The following is a 16,679-nucleotide window of genomic DNA, read 5'->3' as shown; positions in this document are numbered from 1 at the left end:
AGGCCTTGCATGCGCATGATTAAAACGACCGCCGTTGCCATTGGGCTGCTCATGAGCGCGCTCGCTCAAGCGCACCCGAAACTGCTCTCCTCCACCCCGGCGGAAGGTGCGGATGGCGCGACACCCGCCAAAATCGAACTGCACTTTTCCGAAAACCTCATGACCCAGTTCTCCGGCGCAAAATTGGTCATGACGGAAATGCCCGGCATGGCGCACTCCCCCATGCCCATGAAAGCCAAAGTCTCGGGTGGCAGCGATCCGAAAACCATGGTCATCACACCGCTTTCGCCACTGCCTGCCGGCACCTACAAAGTCGAATGGCGCGCCGTGTCTTCTGACACCCACCCGATTACCGGCAACGTTACGTTCAAAGTGAAGTGATTGATGAGCGACTCGGTCAGCATTGCACTGCGCTTTGGGTTGTATGTGGATTTGATGTTGCTGTTTGGCTTGGCGCTGTTTGGGCTCTATAGCCTGAAAGAACAGGAACGGGTGTCAGGGGTGGCGCTTCCGTTTCGGTCGATGTTGACGGGAACGGCGTTGCTGGGCGTGCTGCTATCTGTCGCCAGCATGGTGATGATGGCGAGCGCTATGAGCGGTGAGACGGACTTTGCCGAGCTGCGTCCGCATATCGAGATGATGGTGTTGGAGACGGATGTCGGGTTGGCCTGGGTCGTGCGCATCATCGCCCTGGTTATCGCCAGCCTGGCGGTGATGCTCAATCACCGTGCGCCCGGCTTCAGCCTGCTGATCGCGTCTTTTGCCGGCGCTATCGCCTTGGCCAGCCTGGCCTGGAGCGGTCACGGAGCGATGGATGAAGGCAGCCGTCGTTATTGGCATTTCATCACTGACATTTTGCATCTGCTGGCTTCGGGGGCCTGGTTCGGTGCGCTGGTCGCGCTTGCCTTGATGGCAAAGATCAACGATCTACAAACCGAGGAACGCATCAGATTACTGGCTCGGGCTGTCCGCCGATTTGAATGGGTGGGTGCGGTGATCGTGGCCGTCATCACGGTCACGGGCGTCGTGAATTACCTGTTCATCGTCGGCCCAACGCTCGACGACGTCTTGCTCACTACCTACGGGATTTTGCTGTCCATCAAAATCGCGCTGTTTGCCGGGATGCTGGTACTCGCCGCCTTGAACCGGTTTCACCTGGGGCCGTTTTTGCAGCGGTCGTTGCGTGGGGGTCAGTATCGGGTGGCGGCGAACACGTTGCGGCGCAGCGTGGTGGTTGAATTGGCGGCGGCGGTGTTGATTGTGGGGTTGGTGGCTTGGTTGGGGACGTTGAGTCCAGAGATGCAAATGAGCGCGGAGTAACGTAAAGCGGCACCACTTGATATGGATCAATGACGGCCTCTTGCTCGGGACTAAGCTCAAGATAATCCCTCGGATCGGGTACACACCATGCTCTGGTTCCGCACTTACCTACCGCTGCTGATCCGCCAAGTGCTCGCACTGGGGCCGCCAGCACGCCTGCGCTTCGTTCGCTTCAACGATTAAAACCATCTTCCGAGCGTCCGGAATTGCGGACGCCCCCTTTGGCTTCGCCTCTTTAGCGCGACTCAATAGTTCCTGTACGTCCCTGACTCACTGGAGATTGCCATGCATACGCACTTCAAAGCACTCGTCGCCGCACTGCTCATCAGTAGCCCATTGGTTGCTCTGGCCGTCGAGGAACATCACCCCGACACACCGCCAACCACACCAGCCGCCGCCACCGCCACCGCCACCGCCACCACGCAAGACAAGGCCATGGGCGAACAGATGCAAAAGATGCAAGCGGCCCACGAAAAAATGATCGCTGCCAAAACCCCGGCCGAACGCCAGGCCGCCATGCAAGAAGGCATGACCACGATGAAGGACAGCATGGGCATGATGCACAACCATTGCCAAGGCATGGGAATGGGCAAAGGTATGTCCGGCGGCAAGGACCGCTCAGACCAGATGATGGGCATGATGATGAAAATGATGGATCAGCAGTCGAGCATGATGAAGATGCCGATGAACAACTAACGCCCTTAAAGAAGCGCTTGACCTTGCCACCGTGGCAGGGTCAATGATCGATCCACGTCATCACACCACCTGCCGCTCAGAGTAAAAGAGGCTTACGAAATGAACAGCACTGAACTGCAAGTCGAAGGCATGAACTGCGGGAGCTGCGTCAAACACATCAACGCCGCGTTGCAGCCGCTCGCCGGGGTGGGTGAAGTGACAGTCGATCTGGCGTCCGGTCGGGTCAAGGTGACAGGGGATGCCGAGAGCGATGTGCTGTTATCGGCACTGAAGGCGGCAGGGTATCCAGCAAGCGTACTGGCAGAAGACAAACATGAAGGCGTAAAGAAGAAATCTGGCTGCGGCGGTTCGAGTTGCTGCTGTCACTGAGTCCGCCCCGGCGAAGATGATGTTGAGCGGGGCAGCAGAAAGTAAGTACTCTCAGCCCCCACTCCATCATGGAAGCCGGATAACAATGAACAACCTGAAAAGCACACTGATGCTCGGTGGCCTGCTCGCTCTATCGTTTGGCGCTCAGGCCGAGCCATCGCATCTGGACAGCGTCATCCAACAGGGTCAACTGCGCGTGTGCACAACAGGCGACTACAAACCCTATACCGTCAAAGCCGAGGACGGCGAATACTCAGGCATCGACATCGCCATGGCCCGCTCGCTGGCCGACAGCCTCGGTGTCAAAGTCGAGTGGGTGCAGACCACCTGGAAAACCCTGATGCCCGACATGCTGGCCGGCAAATGCGACATCGGCGTGGGCGGCATCTCGGTCACCCTGGAACGCCAGAAAAAAGCCTTCTTCAGCACCACGCTGGACGTCGACGGCAAGATCCCGCTGGTGCGCTGCGAAGATCAGGCGCTGTACCAGACCGTCGAGCAAATCAACCAGCCTTCGGTTCGCCTGGTCGAACCGGCCGGCGGCACCAACGAAGCCTTTGTTCACGCCTTTCTACCCAAGGCGCAATTGCGCCTTCACGACAACGTGACCATCTTCCAGGAGCTGCTGGACAAGAAGGCTGACGTGATGATCACCGATGCTTCGGAAGCGCTGTATCAGCAGAAACTCAAACCCGGTCTGTGCGCGGTGAACCCGAAGCAATTCATGCAATACGGCGAAAAGGCTTACTTGCTACCGCGTGATGACATGACTTGGAAGTTGTACGTCGATCAGTGGCTGCACCTGGCCAAAGTCACAGGCAACTACCAAAAAGTTTTGGGTCAGTGGATAGCAACGCCCGAGCCCAAATAACCGTACTTTATGTAGCAGCTGGCGAAGCCTGCGTCCGGCTGCGCAGCAGTCGCCAACCCAAAGCACACGGCACATCAGGCAAAACGCAAAACGCAAAACGCAAAACGGCGGAAACACTTCCGCCGTTAATCGTCGTGCAACAACCCCGAACCGTACTCGCCGAAGCTGTTGCCGAGCGCACTGCCATGGAAACTCATCTTATTGGGGTTGTTGGTAGGCCCCGGACCAAAACCGGCAGACGGCAGGGTGGCTTCCGAATATTCGCTATGGGTGCTTGCACCCGAACAGGCGCTCAATAGCAATGCGCCGGCGATCAGAGCGACTTTGAAGAGGTTCGAGATCATTTTTCAGTTTCCTGTGGGTTGGAAGCGCGGTGACCTTAGGTAGCCATCCTATGCCGCATACCCGCCGGAAATTATGAAACTTTGCTGGGCGACAGCGTTGGTTCAGGTAGTGATTGCTTGAGGCAAAAAAGGGAGTTGCCCAGACAAACTGTCAAAAGAGTAACGTCCTACACGACTCTGGGAATTGTCCGTACACTTGCGCATTGCTGTGCTTTTGTCACGAGGCCTATAGTCCACCCAACGCCAAAATGGCGTGTCGGGTTTGGCGACTCGATGGCAATTGAACTGAATCCTTCGACTATTTTCGAAGCGTTTCGGAACGCACTTAGCTGCCTGTTTTATGGTGGCTGTGCGCGGGAGACCTTAGGGTCTGCCGGTTTCTCCATTGCCCGGTTCGCCAACCCGCGTACGGCTACCACCCATTCGTTTGGCGACGACTGAGTAGTAGTTCTCTCAAATTAATGGAGCTTCATATGAAAGAATTTATGGCTTTAACCAGCAACGCCGACGACCTTCCCTCGCTGTATGTAAATACCACCCAACCGCTGCATTCACTGCTTAGCACCGCACGCTACCGAATTGGCGCAGTAACACAGATCCTGGAAAACCTCGCGATGCGCGGCGATATCACTACGGACTCGGTGATTCTCAGCGACTTCGCAATGCTTTGCTGCATACCTTTGCGCGATGGATGTGATGTGCTGGATGTCGTTGCCAGACGTATGGATGCTGAACCGTCCTGATGTCACAAAGGGGCGCCCTCCCCGGACGCCCCTTCGAACTCATGGATCACCTGAGCACGCGCTCAGAAACAAAGCACCGACGACCAGCGCGACTTTGATGATATTCAAGATCAACTTGCAGTCTCCTCGGGTACATGAGGGGAAACGAACGAAGTCTCGGCCAAACATAATGGCTTGTGAAATTTCATACGCTGCCGGACACTCACCTCGCCACATTGGCCACTGGCCTGCCGCATGCAAAAAACGCGATACCAAGCGCACTGAAGGAAAATCTGGTCGATACCTCGACCGAGCGCCCCCCGAAAAAAGGACAGAACATGAGCAACACGGATGAATTGCAAACCGACAATGCCAGCCCAAAATGGAAAGAGCGTTTCGCTTTTTTCAATCAGAACGGCAGCCCTAAAAGCCCCAATTTCAGTTCGGCTCTCAAACAACTACCGACCCGCAAGCGCATGCTGATCAATATAAACTTCATCGCTATTTTCTTCGGACCGATTTATCTTTTCGTGCTCGGTCTGTGGAAAAAAAACCTGGCACTCATAGCGATCATCGTTGGCATCACCTTCGGCCTGACGTTCACCTTTGCAATCCTGGGCTATGAAATGCCCAAAGCCTTGGGCAGCGGCCTGAACGTCGTCTTTGCACTTATGTACGGGTTGAGCGCCAACTATGCCTACTACCTGAAACAGGTAAAAGGTTCACAAGGCTGGAACCCTTTCGAAGGGTTGAAGATCGTCTAAACGAACTCTCGGGATCGAAATGTCCCCTGCAGAGTTCAGTTGATCCCTTACTTTACATCAGCTTTTCAACTGCTCTGGACTAGCACCCCGTTATTGAAATGACGGGGTGTGGTTTCTCTTTACCATGCAATCTCGTCGCCCCATCATCGAATTCCTCTCATGCCGTTGTTCAGATGCCCTGAACAACGGCAACAAGACTCGCCTAAGCCCCGCAACCCCAATCCTGATAAACTCCCCACCTCCCAGCCTCACCCATTCCAGAACCGCCAATGCCCCCAATCACCGCCACACCCGCCCCGCTCTCCCGCCGCTTCTCCGTCGCCCCGATGATGGACTGGACCGATCGTCACTGCCGCTTTTTCCTACGCCTACTCTCCAAGCACGCGCTCCTCTACACAGAAATGGTCACCACCGGCGCGCTCCTTAACGGCGATCACGACCGCTTCCTGCGTCACAACGAAGCCGAACACCCGCTCGCCCTGCAGCTCGGCGGCAGTGTCCCGCTGGACTTGGCGATGTGCGCGCGCATGGCGCAGGAGCACGGTTACGACGAGGTGAATCTGAATGTTGGCTGCCCGAGTGATCGGGTGCAGAACAATATGATCGGTGCGTGCCTGATGGGGCATCCGCAGTTGGTGGCTGATTGTGTGAAGGCGATGCGTGATGCGGTGTCGATTCCGGTGACGGTGAAGCATCGCATCGGGATTAATGGGCGGGACAGTTACGAGGAGTTGTGTGATTTCGTCGGCACGGTTCGGGATGCCGGGTGCACGAGTTTTACGGTGCATGCGCGGATTGCGATTCTGGAGGGGTTGTCGCCGAAGGAGAACCGCGACATTCCGCCTCTGCGTTATGACGTGGCGGCGCGGTTGAAGACGGATTTCCCGGAGCTGGAGATTATTCTCAACGGCGGGATCAAGACGCTGGAAGCCTGTCACGAACATTTGCAGACGTTCGACGGCGTGATGTTGGGCCGTGAGGCCTATCACAACCCTTACGTGATGGCTGAAGTGGATCAGCAGCTGTTTGGCAGCACCGCGCCGGTGATTAGCCGGGCCGAGGTGCTGGCGCAGTTGCGGCCTTATATAGCGGCGCACATCGATGCGGGCGGCTCGATGCACCACATCACTCGGCATGTGCTGGGGCTGGGCACCGGTTTTCCGGGGGCGCGCAAGTTTCGGCAGTTGTTGTCGGTGGATATTCACAAGGCTAAAGAGCCTTTGGTGTTGCTGGATCAGGCGGCGGAGCTGCTTGAGGGGCGTTAACGGTCGCTTGGGTTGAACCTGTGGTCTGATTTGGCATCGTATTTACCGATACCGCGCCCCGCCATTCAAACAGCCGTTTTCCGGATGTTGCCGCTGGGGCCCTCGATACGTACACGCACCCTTGAGTGGCTGTCAGCGCTCGGGTAATGTCATTAGACCCATAGGACAGAGCACGCCCATGACTTCCAAGCTGGAACAACTCAAACAAATGACCACCGTTGTTGCCGATACCGGCGACTTCGAAGCTATCGCTCGCGTTAAACCCGTGGACGCTACCACCAACCCGTCCCTGCTGCTGAAAGCGGCGTCCATTCCCGGTTATGCCGAGTTGCTGAACGCATGCGTCAGCGACTGCAAGGGCGATGTGGGCCTGGCCAGCGACCGTTTTGGCGTTGCGGTAGGGCAAGAAATTCTGAAAGTGATCCCTGGCCGTATCTCCACCGAAGTGGATGCGCGCCTGTCGTTCGACACTGACGCCGTATTGAAGCGTGCGCACCGTCTGATCGAGCTGTACGACAAGGCCGGCATTGGCCGTGACCGCGTGCTGATCAAGATCGCTTCCACCTGGGAAGGCATCCGCGCTGCCGAGAAGCTGGAAAAGGAAGGCATTCAGTGCAACCTGACGTTGCTGTTCTCATTCGCTCAAGCTGCGGCTTGTGCTGACGCCGGGGTGTTCCTGATTTCGCCGTTCGTGGGTCGCATCTACGACTGGTACAAGAAGGCCAACGGCAACGACTACACCGGCGCGGATGATCCGGGCGTGCAGTCGGTGACGCGTATCTACAACTACTACAAGGCCAATGACTACAAGACTGTCGTCATGGGTGCGAGCTTCCGCAACCTGAATCAGATCGAGCAGTTGGCCGGTTGCGACCGTCTGACCATCAGCCCGGATCTGATTGATAAGCTGGCGGCGGATACTGGCAAGCTGGAGCGCAAATTGGCGCCGGGTCATGCTGGTGAAGCGCGCTTGAGCTTGAATGAAGCGCAGTTCCGTTGGTTGTCCAACGAGGACGCGATGGCGACCGAGAAACTGGCCGAAGGTATTCGTCAGTTCGCTCGGGATCAGGAAAAGCTTGAGGCGTTGCTGCAAGCCAAGCTGTGATCTAGTTCAAGGCAATGCAAAAGGGCGAACCTTGGTGGGTTCGCCCTTTTTTTGTGTTGAATTTGGGTCGTGGCTTCGCGCTGAAAGATGTGGTGATTGTTATGGCGCCATCGCGAGCAAACTCGCTCCCACAGGGGATTTTTGGGGGAGCCGGGGTAGAGTGTTCGACGCAAGACTAATGTGGGAGCGAGCCTGCTCGCGATGGGGCCTTCAGACCCACATCACTTCAAGCTATCAGTGACGCTCGAGGGCATTCACCAGGTCATGGAATGCTTCACGATTGGAGTCGTTCAGGCCCATGAGGATCTTGTGCGCTTCGAGCACTTTGATCCGCACCACTTCTTCGGACTGATCCTGGTCTGGCAGGTCGGTCAGGCACTCAGGGCACGGGATCGGGCGGTCAACGATGTTGAACACTTGCTCGAAGCCCATGGACTGAAGCAGACGGGTGATGTCTTCGTGGGTGGTGACGACGGTCGGCAGCAAGCCGACCTTTTGCCGCGACAGGATCGACAGCTTGGCCAAAAGGCCAAGGGTGGTGCTGTCGATGCTGCGGGTTTCGGTCAGGTCGATCACGATTGCGTTGAAGTTCAACGCCGTGAAGATCCGCTCAATAGTCGCATCCAACGCCGAACACAGGGTCAGGCGAACTTCACCGACGAACTTCAGGACGAAGGTGCCATCCTGCTCGGCGAACTGGATTCTACCGGTACTCATTAAAGATTCCTGCTCAACACCAACAGGGCGATATCATCCGGCATCTCCCCTAGCGTGGCCAATCCAAAAACCTGCCGCAGACCATCCAGGCTGCCGCCCGCTGCCTTGACCCGTTGGGGCAAAGCCGCTTCTTTTTCTTTGAGTGTAGGTTCTGGCAAAAGGTCCAGAATGCCATCGGACATCAGCGTCAGGCTGAACGTCGGCGGCAGCTCCAGTACGTGGTCTTCGTAGGTGGCTTCATTGAAGAGGCCCACCGGCAGACCACGCCCTTCCAGATAACGAACACTGTCTGGCGTGTACAACACAGGCAACGGCAAATGACCACCGATGCTATAGGTCAACAAACCTGTCTCCTCGTCGATGACTCCACCGACCATTGTGACGTGTTTACCCAGCTTACAACTGATCAGGCCTCGGTTGATATGACCAAGGACCTCTGAAGGCTTGAATTCCGGCAATGTGCCGCTGCGCTTGGATTCGAACAGCAAGCGCGTGGTCATGAACTTCAGCAGCACGGTAACGAAGGCTGAAGAGGCGCCATGACCGGAAACGTCCGCCAGGTAGAAGGCTACCCGACGCTCGTCGACCCGAAAGTAGTCGACGAAATCACCCGACAGGTACAGCGACGGGATGATCTGGTGAGCAAACTGGAACTCGTCGATGGTCCAGGGGCTGACCGGCAGCATGTTCATCTGCACCTGGCGACCGGCGTTCTGGTCTTCCTGGAGCAGGTTCAGGCTGGCGGCGAGCTCGCGGTTGGCCTTTTCCAGCTTCTCGCGGTAGCGCTGGTTTTCCAGCAGCAGGCGCGCTCGATCCAGGGCCCGGCGCACAGAGTGCTCGAGCACAGCCAGATCTTCGAGAGGCTTGATCAGGTAATCCGCAGCGCCCAGGCGCAGGGCTTCGACCGCGTCGTTCATCACGCCGGCGCCCGAAACCACGATCACCGGGGTTTGTGGCGACAGCTCGGTGACCTGGCGAATGAGTTCGAGTCCGCCCATCTGTGGCATGCGCAGATCGCAGATGACCAAGTCGGGCTTGTCTTGCTCGAATACCTGAAGACCCTGCTGGCCATTGCTGGCCTGCAGGACACTGAAACCACTGTCTTCCAAGTAGGCCGCGAGGCTCGCGCGCACTACTTCGTCATCATCGATTATCAGCAGCGTGGCACTGGTTTTTGGCATGTGGGCAAACGGCGCCAGAATTAGGTTGGCGTAGCAGGCAGGGGCTTTGTCCCGGCTCACACTACTGGATTCGCTTTCTAGCCACTCTACTGCACTGTTTTCGAGCGTTTGCCCTACACACAGGTACACCAGAGGTGCCCTTCTAAGGCGCAGACGGTACTCCCATCCGCGGGGCGTTTCAAGCTCACGCCGATGGTCGCTTGACGTCTTTCGATTTCAAATCACCGGGAGTTATAAGAACCGGCAAAACCGTAACGTAATGGAAGGTTAAAACCCATGTGTGAAACCGGTCCCGAAAGCCCAAACGAAAGAAGGCGGCCCACTGGCCGCCTTCCTCGTTTTACCGGTCGAGATCAAAAATCGTCTTCGACCTGGCCGTCTTTGACTTTGAATTCGCGGTTCTGCAGGTACGCATTGCGGATGAAGGTGTACTTGTCGCCGGTGATCAGCTTCTCACTCGACAGCAGACTGGCGCGGGTGTCGATAATGTTCAGGCCGAAGATCGAGTTACGCACAGGCACGTCGTTGATGTACGGGTACGGGCCGGTGTAGCCGTCGACATACTTGGACGGCGCGTCACGCAGGGTGCTTGGGCCCAAAAGCGGCAGCATCACGTACGGGCCGCTGCCTACGCCCCAGTAGCCGAGGGTCTGGCCGAAGTCTTCGTCATTGCGTTGCAGGCCCATCTTGGTGCCCACATCGAAGAAGCCCAGCAGGCCAAAGGTAGTGTTGAAGATCAAGCGCGCGGTGTCGACGCCAGCGGCGGCCGGTTTGGCCTGCAAGATATCGTTGGCGAGGTTGGTGACTTCACCGACGTTGCGAAACATGTTGTGGATGCCGTCTTCAAGGAACTGCGGCGTCACGAACTGATAACCCTGGGCCAAAGGCTTCAGCGCATAGGTGTCGAGCACATCGTTGAACTTGTAGATCGGGCGGTTGATGCTTTCCCAAGGGTCGTCTTCCGAGGCTGCCTGGGCAACGAACGGAACCAGCAATACGCTGGTAAACACACAAAACTGAGCTAGATGATTGCTCCAGCGCATAGAAAAACTCCTTGGATTGTACTGGCGCGGGCACTTGGCCCAAGCGTTAAGCGGGCTAGTATAAGACGGAAAAGCCGCTTTAGGCAGCACCGTGCAAGACAGCCTGCGGATGATTCGTGATGATTGTGAGCGATTCACATCAGTGTCACTCAACTGTCACCGTCGCCCCCTAGCCTTGAGGCTATTTCAGGGATGTTGATATGCCGCACGCCGAAACCTTGCCCCACATTGCGCCTAGCCTGACCGCCGTCCTGTTCGGCCTCAGTGGTTGCCTGGTGGATTTCGGTGCCCGCACACGCACACACGGCATCCCGTCTGCCGTAAACGCCGAGGCCACGCCCGGCGCGCTGGACAGCCTGCGCAGCTTGCAGCATCAGCAGATTCCCTGTGCCTGGCTCGATGAACTCCCCCCCGCCCTCAGCCATTCCCTGGCCGCTGCCTTGCCTTCATGGATCAAACCTTCGCAACACCCCGAAACAAACAATCCATGGCCGGCACCGCATGCCTGCTGGCAAGCCTTGATGACGTTGAATGTCGAACGACTGGAGGGCTGCGTGCTGGTCAGCGGCGAACCGCGATTGCTGCAAGCGGGGCTCAATGCCGGATTGTGGACGATTGGGCTGGCGTCCTGCGGCTCACTCTGCGGCCTGGCGCCCAACGAATGGCAGGCGCTGACTCAGCAGGAACGGGAATTCAAACGCGGTAAGGCAACGGTGCAACTGTTCGGTCTGGGTGTGCATTCGGTGATCGATCACCTCGGTGAACTCGACACCTGCCTGGCCGACATCAGTCTGCGCCGGCTCAAGGGCGAAAAGCCCTGATCGAGATCATGCAGGTTGCGCGCGAGTGGATTAATCTAAAGGTCAAGCCATAGACCTTTGGCATGCTGCTGCGGTCTATGCCAGTGCCTATCGATAAAAGGAAGAACGCCATGCCTGCCCGCGAACTGCAACAACAACTCAATACTCTGCGCGAGCAATTGGAACAGAATCCACCGCTGACCGAAGCCGAGCGCGAAGACCTGCACGCGCTGATGCAACAGATCGAGCTGGAACTTGAGCTCGAAACCAAAACCCAGGACGCCAGCCTCGCCGATGGTGTCAACCTGGCCGTGGAACGCTTCGAACTCGAACACCCAACCCTTGCCGGCACCCTGCGCAACATCGCGCAAGCCTTGGGCAACATGGGTATCTGAATCCGCCAGATACAAAAAAGCCCCGCTAGTGATAGCGGGGCTTTTTCATATCTGCAATTTGAAATGCAATCCTTTGTGGGAGCGAGCCTGCTCGCGATGGCGGAGTGTCAGTCAACATCAATGTTGAATGTGCTGGACTCATCGCGAGCAGGCTCGCTCCTACAGGGGTTATTTATTGGCGGACCAGGCGGTTGTTCGGCAGTTGAACGGTTTCAGTGCTGCGATACGGGTTGATGTCCAACCCGCCGCGCCGCACATACCGCGCATACACCGTCAATTTCTCCGGTTTCAACAACCGTTGCAGGTCGAGGAAAATCCGCTCCACGCACTGTTCATGGAAGTCGGAGTGCTGACGGAAGCTCACGATGTATTCCAGCAAACTCGCGTGATCCAGCGCCGCGCCACGGTATTCCACCGCCACGCTGCCCCAGTCCGGCTGACTGGTGACCGGGCAGTTGGATTTGAGCAAATGACTGTGCACGCTCTCCTCCACGATGCGCGATCCATCGCAACGCAGCAGTTCCGGACGCGGATGCTCATAGTTGCTGACGCTGATGTCCAGATCATCAATGCACACGCCCGGCAACGCCACAACGCCTTCAGCTTCGACGTCCTTCAGGCTACGAATCCGCACGCCGACCGGTTTACCGGCAGCGGCCGACAGGTCTTTCGCCAGCGTCGCTTCGAGGCTCGCGGTGTCGGCAAACGGCGTCTGGTTCAGGGAGTTGAGGTACAGCTTGAACGACTTCGATTCGATGATATTCGGCGAATCCGCCGGGATACTGAATTCGCCAATCGCCACCACGGGCTTGCCGGACGGCAACAGCCACGACAGCTCGAAGCAATTCCAGAAATCCACGCCCTTGTACGGCAGGGTTTCAGCCGTCAGGCCCAGCTCGGCCCATTTCGCGGTGCGCGGGATCGGGAACAGCAAGGACGGCGTGTAGGTGGCGATGTATTCGCTGGATTTGCCCAGCGGCGAGTGTTCGGCTGCGGGATGCATGGCGGAAACCTGACTGAAGAATCAGCGGATTCTACCAGCCTTTGCTCCCGCCTTTGAGTGCTTACTGACTGACAGTCATCTTGCCGACCATGCCAGCCTGGTAATGACCGGGGATGTTGCAGGCAAATTCCAGGTTGGTGGCCTTGGTGAAGGTCCAGGTCATCTCGGCGGTTTTTCCAGGCTCAACGAGCACACTGTTGGGGTCGTCGTGCTTCATTCCATGGCCCATACCGGCCATGGCGCCGTGGTCCATTTCCTTCATGCCTGTAGGCGTGAGCATGCCGCTCTGCTGCATCTTCATCATTTCCTGCTGATGCTTGGCATGCATTGCCGCGTCACCGAGGTTGAATTCGTGCAACAACTGGCCTTTATTCACCAACACAAAACGAACCGTCTCACCGGCCTTGATATCAATCGCCTTGGGCGTAAACGACATGTCGCCCATGACGACTTCAATGCTGCGAGTCGCCTTGGCCGCCGGGGCCGGTTGGCCGAAGTCGTAGGTATGCGCCGGGGCAGCCCACGCCGGCGAGCTCAGCGCCAGCAAACACGCGACGCGCACCAGTGATTTGCGCAAAAACATAGTCGTACTCCAACAAGATAAGGTTCAGCCTGTGGAAAACTCTAAACTGCTGCGACTGCCGGCAACCTGACAGCCAGATTACAACTTTGTCAGGTTGACCTGTATTAACGCCGCCCACGGTATAAAGCGTTCGTTTCATTTACCTCGAGTCGCCCATGAAGCTGCTGATCGTCGAAGACCAACCGAAAACCGGCCACTACTTGCGCCAAGGCCTGACCGAAGCCGGTTTCAATACTGAACTGGTGGCGGACGGCAGCACCGGCCAGCAACTGGCATTGACCGGCGATTACGCCCTGTTGATTCTTGATGTGATGCTGCCCGGTCGAGATGGCTGGCAGATTCTGCAAGCGGTGCGCGGTGCCGGCCTCGACACGCCGGTACTGTTTCTGACAGCGCGCGACGCGGTGGAGGACAGGGTCCACGGCCTCGAACTGGGCGCCGACGATTACCTGGTCAAACCGTTCGCCTTCTCCGAACTGCTGGCCCGGGTCCGGAGCCTGTTGCGCCGTGGTAACGCCACACCTCAGGAAACCAGCCTGCAACTGGCGGACTTGCGTCTGGACCTGATCCGCCGCCGGGTCGAACGCAGCGGTCAGCGCATCGACCTGACGGCCAAGGAATTCGCACTGCTGGAAATGCTCCTGCGCAGGCAAGGCGAAGTCCTGCCCAAGTCGTTGATCGCGTCCCAGGTCTGGGACATGAATTTCGACAGTGACACCAATGTCATCGAAGTGGCGATCCGTCGTTTGCGCCTGAAGATCGACGATGAGTTCCCGAACAAGTTGATTCACACCGTGCGTGGCATGGGTTACGTCCTTGAAGAGCGCCCCGCCTGATGCGTCGACTTTCGTTAAGCAGCCGCTTGGCGCTGCTGTTTGCGGCGTGCACCGCCGTGGTGTCGCTGTTTGCCGGGGTGTTGTTCAGCCGGGCCAGTGAAGCGCATTTCGTTGAACTCGATCAGCAGCTGCTGGACGGCAAGTTGATTGGTTTGCGTCGGGCACTTCATGACATTCAGTCGAGTGAAAGTGAAGTCAAACTGGCCGATGAGTTGAGCCGACAGGCTGACCTGTCGCTGCGAATCACCGGCAGCGACGGCAAGCGCTGGTATGACAGCTCAACGCACTTGCCCCTGGCATTGCCGACCCAACCGGGTTTATCCACCGTGAGCAGCGAAGGTACCGACTACCGCGTCCTCAACGCTCCGTTGTACCTCGACAAACCTGACTCGCCGCAGTTGACCTTGCTGCTGGACATCACCCATCACCAGCACTTTCTGCAACGCATGCAGCACCTGATCTGGCTGACAGTCGGTTTGTCGGCGCTGGCCACTGCCCTGCTCGGTGCCTGGGCCGCGCGCAGTGGGTTGCGGCCGTTGCGGCGCATGAGTGCGGTTGCCAGCGGCGTTTCAGCGCAATCGCTCAATGCACGCCTGCCCGAAGAAAACATGCCGCCAGAACTCGCGGAAATGGCCCACAACTTCAACGCCATGCTCGGACGCCTCGACGACTCTTTTCAGCGGCTCTCGGCCTTCTCCGCCGACATCGCCCATGAATTGCGCACGCCGCTGTCGAACCTGTTGACCCACACCCAGGTCACCCTCACCCGCCCACGTCCCATCGAGGATTACCGCGAAGCACTGCACAGCAATCTCGAAGAACTGCAATGGATGGCGCAACTGGTCAACGACATGCTGTACCTGGCCAAGGCTGACCACGGGTTGTTGATGCCCAAGCGCGAACCGCTGGAACTGGCGGAAGAAGCGGATCTGTTGCTGGAATTTTTTGCGCCGTTGGCGGAGGACGCTCAGGTCAGGTTGAGTCGTGAAGGCAGTGCGCGCATGGAGGGCGATCGCAGCATGTTGCGGCGGGCGCTTTCCAATTTGCTGGACAACGCGTTGCGGTTTACGCCAGTCGAAGGCGAGGTTCGGGTGCGAATTGTTGATCAGCCCAAGGGGTTGAACATGATCGTTGAGAACAGCGGCGACGGAATTGACCGGGCGTTGCTGCCGCGGTTGTTTGATCGCTTCTACCGGGCTGACCCGGCGCGGCAGGAAGGCAGTAGTGAACATGCGGGATTGGGGTTGGCGATCACTCAGTCAATCATCCGCGCCCATGGCGGGCAGATTCGTTGCGAATCGGATAACGGATGGACCAGATTTGTGATCGAGTTGCCGCGAACCTGATCGTTTGATCGCTCCCACGCTCTGCGTGGGAACGATCAGGGTGGGGTTATCAAAGCTTACGAATACCGCAACGCGGTAGCCGGCTCGACTTTCGCCGCACGCCATGCCGGGTAAACGGTGGCGAGGAAGCTCAGAATGAACCCGGCGGAGCAGATCAACACCACATCCGCACCCTGCAGTTCGGACGGCAAGTTACTGACGAAGTACACGTCGGAACTGAAGATGTGCTGCCCGCTGACCCGCTCCATCCAGCCCACCAGTTCACTGACGTTCAGCGCCGCAATCACGCCGAGCACACCACCAATCAACGTACCAACAACCCCGATGACGGTGCCCTGCACCATGAAGATCGCCATGATCTGCCGCGGCGTAGCGCCAATGGTGCGCAGGATCGCGATGTCCGCGCCCTTGTCGTTCACCACCATGATCAGGGTTGCGATGATGTTGAACGCCGCCACGGCGACGATCATCAACAGCAGCAGACCGATCATGGTTTTTTCCATCTTCATCGCACTGAACAGACTGCCCTGTGTGTGAGTCCAGTCATCAGCCTTGTAAGCGGTGCCCAGCCCGCCAGCAATATCGCTGGAAACCTTCGGCGCAGCGTACAAATCCTTCACCGCCAGGCGCACGCTTTGCACTTGATTCGGCGCCCAGTGCTGCATCTGCGCGGCATCGGCCACGTGGATCAGCGCCATGGAACCGTCCAGTTCGGCGCCGACCTTGAACACGCCGACCACGTTCAAGCGCTGCATGCGCGGGGTGATGCCGCCCGGTGCAGTGCTGACTTCCGGCACGATCAGGGTGATCTTGTCGCCAACGTTCAAGCGGAAGCGTCGTGCCGTGATCTCGCCGATCACCACGCCGAACTCACCCGGCTTCAAGGCGTCGAGCCGACCCTGAACGATGTGCTGGGCAACGATCGACACCTTGCCTTCGAGCGCCGGATCGACGCCGCTGACCTGGATCGGCTGCATCGTCCCCTTGTAGGACAGCATGCCTTCCATCTCGGTGAACGGCACGGCGGCCGTCACTTCAGGATTCTTCATGGCCGCCGCAGCGACGGGCTGCCAATCGTCGATCGGATTCACGCCGACGATAGTCGCGTGAGGCACCATGCCGAGGATGCGCGAGCTCATTTCGCGCTGGAAACCGTTCATGACCGACAGCACCACGATCATCGCCAGCACGCCCAGGGCGAGGCCGATCATCGAGGTCATCGAGATGAAGGAAACAAAGCGATTGCGGCGCTTGGCGCGGGTATAGCGCGCGCCGATAAAGATCGATAACGGTCTGAACATTCGCTGGGCACCGTATAA

20 protein-coding genes are annotated in these 16,679 nt (G+C 57.9%); 13 read left to right on the top strand and 7 right to left on the bottom strand.

Features of this window, described 5'->3' with window-relative positions:
• Positions 1 to 9 precede the first annotated feature (9 nt).
• The 5 genes from copC to ACMXYJ_RS11605 all read left to right on the top strand — a co-directional run bounded on the left by copC (position 10) and on the right by ACMXYJ_RS11605 (position 3,256).
• Positions 10 to 381 carry a copper homeostasis periplasmic binding protein CopC gene (gene copC, locus ACMXYJ_RS11625; RefSeq protein WP_415759921.1) on the top strand — a complete coding sequence of 124 codons (372 nt, stop codon included), beginning with the start codon at positions 10 to 12 and terminating at the stop codon, positions 379 to 381.
• Between the two features lie 3 nt (positions 382 to 384).
• Positions 385 to 1,320, top strand: coding sequence for a copper homeostasis membrane protein CopD (gene copD, locus ACMXYJ_RS11620; RefSeq protein ID WP_415759920.1), 936 nt, complete (start codon positions 385 to 387; stop codon positions 1,318 to 1,320).
• 285 nt (positions 1,321 to 1,605) lie between these two features.
• Positions 1,606 to 2,016, top strand: coding sequence for a hypothetical protein (locus ACMXYJ_RS11615; RefSeq protein WP_415759919.1), 411 nt, complete (start codon positions 1,606 to 1,608; stop codon positions 2,014 to 2,016).
• A gap of 99 nt (positions 2,017 to 2,115) precedes the next feature.
• A complete protein-coding gene (locus ACMXYJ_RS11610; protein ID WP_415759918.1) occupies positions 2,116 to 2,385 on the top strand; it encodes a heavy-metal-associated domain-containing protein in 270 nt (89 codons plus the stop codon).
• An 85-nt stretch (positions 2,386 to 2,470) separates the two neighbouring features.
• Positions 2,471 to 3,256, top strand: coding sequence for a transporter substrate-binding domain-containing protein (locus tag ACMXYJ_RS11605; protein ID WP_415759917.1), 786 nt, complete (start codon positions 2,471 to 2,473; stop codon positions 3,254 to 3,256).
• 125 nt (positions 3,257 to 3,381) lie between these two features.
• Here the strand turns inward: ACMXYJ_RS11605 and ACMXYJ_RS11600 are convergent, their stop codons facing one another.
• Positions 3,382 to 3,600 carry a hypothetical protein gene (locus tag ACMXYJ_RS11600; RefSeq protein ID WP_415759916.1) on the bottom strand — a complete coding sequence of 73 codons (219 nt, stop codon included), beginning with the start codon at positions 3,598 to 3,600 and terminating at the stop codon, positions 3,382 to 3,384.
• Positions 3,601 to 4,073: 473 nt separating this feature from the next.
• On the opposite strand from ACMXYJ_RS11600, the gene ACMXYJ_RS11595 reads away from it, so the two are divergent.
• The 4 genes from ACMXYJ_RS11595 (at position 4,074) to tal (ending at position 7,456) form a co-directional block, all read left to right on the top strand.
• Positions 4,074 to 4,343 carry a hypothetical protein gene (locus ACMXYJ_RS11595; RefSeq protein WP_008151340.1) on the top strand — a complete coding sequence of 90 codons (270 nt, stop codon included), beginning with the start codon at positions 4,074 to 4,076 and terminating at the stop codon, positions 4,341 to 4,343.
• A gap of 317 nt (positions 4,344 to 4,660) precedes the next feature.
• The gene (locus ACMXYJ_RS11590) at positions 4,661 to 5,086 is read left to right on the top strand and encodes a DUF2628 domain-containing protein (RefSeq protein WP_214384746.1); all 426 of its coding nucleotides are present in this window, start codon (positions 4,661 to 4,663) and stop codon (positions 5,084 to 5,086) included.
• 269 nt (positions 5,087 to 5,355) lie between these two features.
• Positions 5,356 to 6,351, top strand: coding sequence for a tRNA dihydrouridine(20/20a) synthase DusA (gene dusA / locus ACMXYJ_RS11585; protein WP_415759915.1), 996 nt, complete (start codon positions 5,356 to 5,358; stop codon positions 6,349 to 6,351).
• Positions 6,352 to 6,529: 178 nt separating this feature from the next.
• On the top strand, positions 6,530 to 7,456 hold the full coding sequence (tal, locus tag ACMXYJ_RS11580; RefSeq protein WP_415759914.1) for a transaldolase: 927 nt from the start codon (positions 6,530 to 6,532) through the stop codon (positions 7,454 to 7,456).
• Between the two features lie 234 nt (positions 7,457 to 7,690).
• Here tal and rssC read toward each other — a convergent pair whose 3' ends face one another.
• The 3 genes from rssC to ACMXYJ_RS11565 all read right to left on the bottom strand — a co-directional run bounded on the left by rssC (position 7,691) and on the right by ACMXYJ_RS11565 (position 10,397).
• Complete coding sequence (rssC, locus tag ACMXYJ_RS11575) at positions 7,691 to 8,173, bottom strand: anti-sigma factor antagonist RssC (RefSeq protein WP_007935262.1); 483 nt, start codon at positions 8,171 to 8,173, stop codon at positions 7,691 to 7,693.
• Positions 8,173 to 9,354, bottom strand: coding sequence for a two-component system response regulator RssB (gene rssB, locus ACMXYJ_RS11570; RefSeq protein ID WP_010456296.1), 1,182 nt, complete (start codon positions 9,352 to 9,354; stop codon positions 8,173 to 8,175). The genes rssC and rssB overlap by 1 nt, the downstream gene beginning before the upstream one ends.
• A 353-nt stretch (positions 9,355 to 9,707) precedes the next feature.
• Entirely contained in the window at positions 9,708 to 10,397 is a 690-nt protein-coding gene (locus ACMXYJ_RS11565; RefSeq protein ID WP_415759913.1) for an MlaA family lipoprotein, read from the bottom strand.
• Positions 10,398 to 10,597: 200 nt separating this feature from the next.
• Between ACMXYJ_RS11565 and ACMXYJ_RS11560 the strand changes: the two genes are divergently transcribed.
• Positions 10,598 to 11,218: an HAD family phosphatase gene (locus ACMXYJ_RS11560; protein ID WP_415759912.1), complete on the top strand. Its 621-nt coding sequence runs from the start codon at positions 10,598 to 10,600 to the stop codon at positions 11,216 to 11,218.
• Positions 11,219 to 11,328: 110 nt separating this feature from the next.
• Positions 11,329 to 11,592: a DUF4404 family protein gene (locus tag ACMXYJ_RS11555; RefSeq protein ID WP_415759911.1), complete on the top strand. Its 264-nt coding sequence runs from the start codon at positions 11,329 to 11,331 to the stop codon at positions 11,590 to 11,592.
• Positions 11,593 to 11,764: 172 nt separating this feature from the next.
• Here ACMXYJ_RS11555 and queF read toward each other — a convergent pair whose 3' ends face one another.
• Positions 11,765 to 12,595, bottom strand: coding sequence for an NADPH-dependent 7-cyano-7-deazaguanine reductase QueF (gene queF / locus ACMXYJ_RS11550; RefSeq protein WP_415759910.1), 831 nt, complete (start codon positions 12,593 to 12,595; stop codon positions 11,765 to 11,767).
• Between the two features lie 61 nt (positions 12,596 to 12,656).
• Positions 12,657 to 13,178, bottom strand: coding sequence for a copper-resistant cuproprotein CopI (locus ACMXYJ_RS11545; RefSeq protein ID WP_415759909.1), 522 nt, complete (start codon positions 13,176 to 13,178; stop codon positions 12,657 to 12,659).
• A gap of 155 nt (positions 13,179 to 13,333) precedes the next feature.
• Between ACMXYJ_RS11545 and ACMXYJ_RS11540 the strand changes: the two genes are divergently transcribed.
• Together ACMXYJ_RS11540 and ACMXYJ_RS11535 are read left to right on the top strand one after the other, a co-directional pair.
• On the top strand, positions 13,334 to 14,014 hold the full coding sequence (locus ACMXYJ_RS11540; protein ID WP_008151374.1) for a heavy metal response regulator transcription factor: 681 nt from the start codon (positions 13,334 to 13,336) through the stop codon (positions 14,012 to 14,014).
• Entirely contained in the window at positions 14,014 to 15,360 is a 1,347-nt protein-coding gene (locus ACMXYJ_RS11535) for a heavy metal sensor histidine kinase (protein ID WP_415759908.1), read from the top strand. Before ACMXYJ_RS11540 ends, ACMXYJ_RS11535 begins: the two co-directional genes overlap by 1 nt.
• Positions 15,361 to 15,416: 56 nt before the next feature.
• Here ACMXYJ_RS11535 and ACMXYJ_RS11530 read toward each other — a convergent pair whose 3' ends face one another.
• Positions 15,417 to 16,661: a lipoprotein-releasing ABC transporter permease subunit gene (locus tag ACMXYJ_RS11530; RefSeq protein ID WP_095128737.1), complete on the bottom strand. Its 1,245-nt coding sequence runs from the start codon at positions 16,659 to 16,661 to the stop codon at positions 15,417 to 15,419.
• Positions 16,662 to 16,679: the final 18 nt, after the last annotated feature.

The sequence above is a fragment of the Pseudomonas arabinosi genome (genome assembly GCF_047758675.1).
In the GTDB taxonomy this organism is placed as follows: Bacteria; Pseudomonadota; Gammaproteobacteria; order Pseudomonadales; family Pseudomonadaceae; genus Aquipseudomonas; species Aquipseudomonas arabinosi.
Note: the sequence above shows the minus strand (reverse complement) of the source record. Positions and strands in the feature narration are given on the sequence as shown.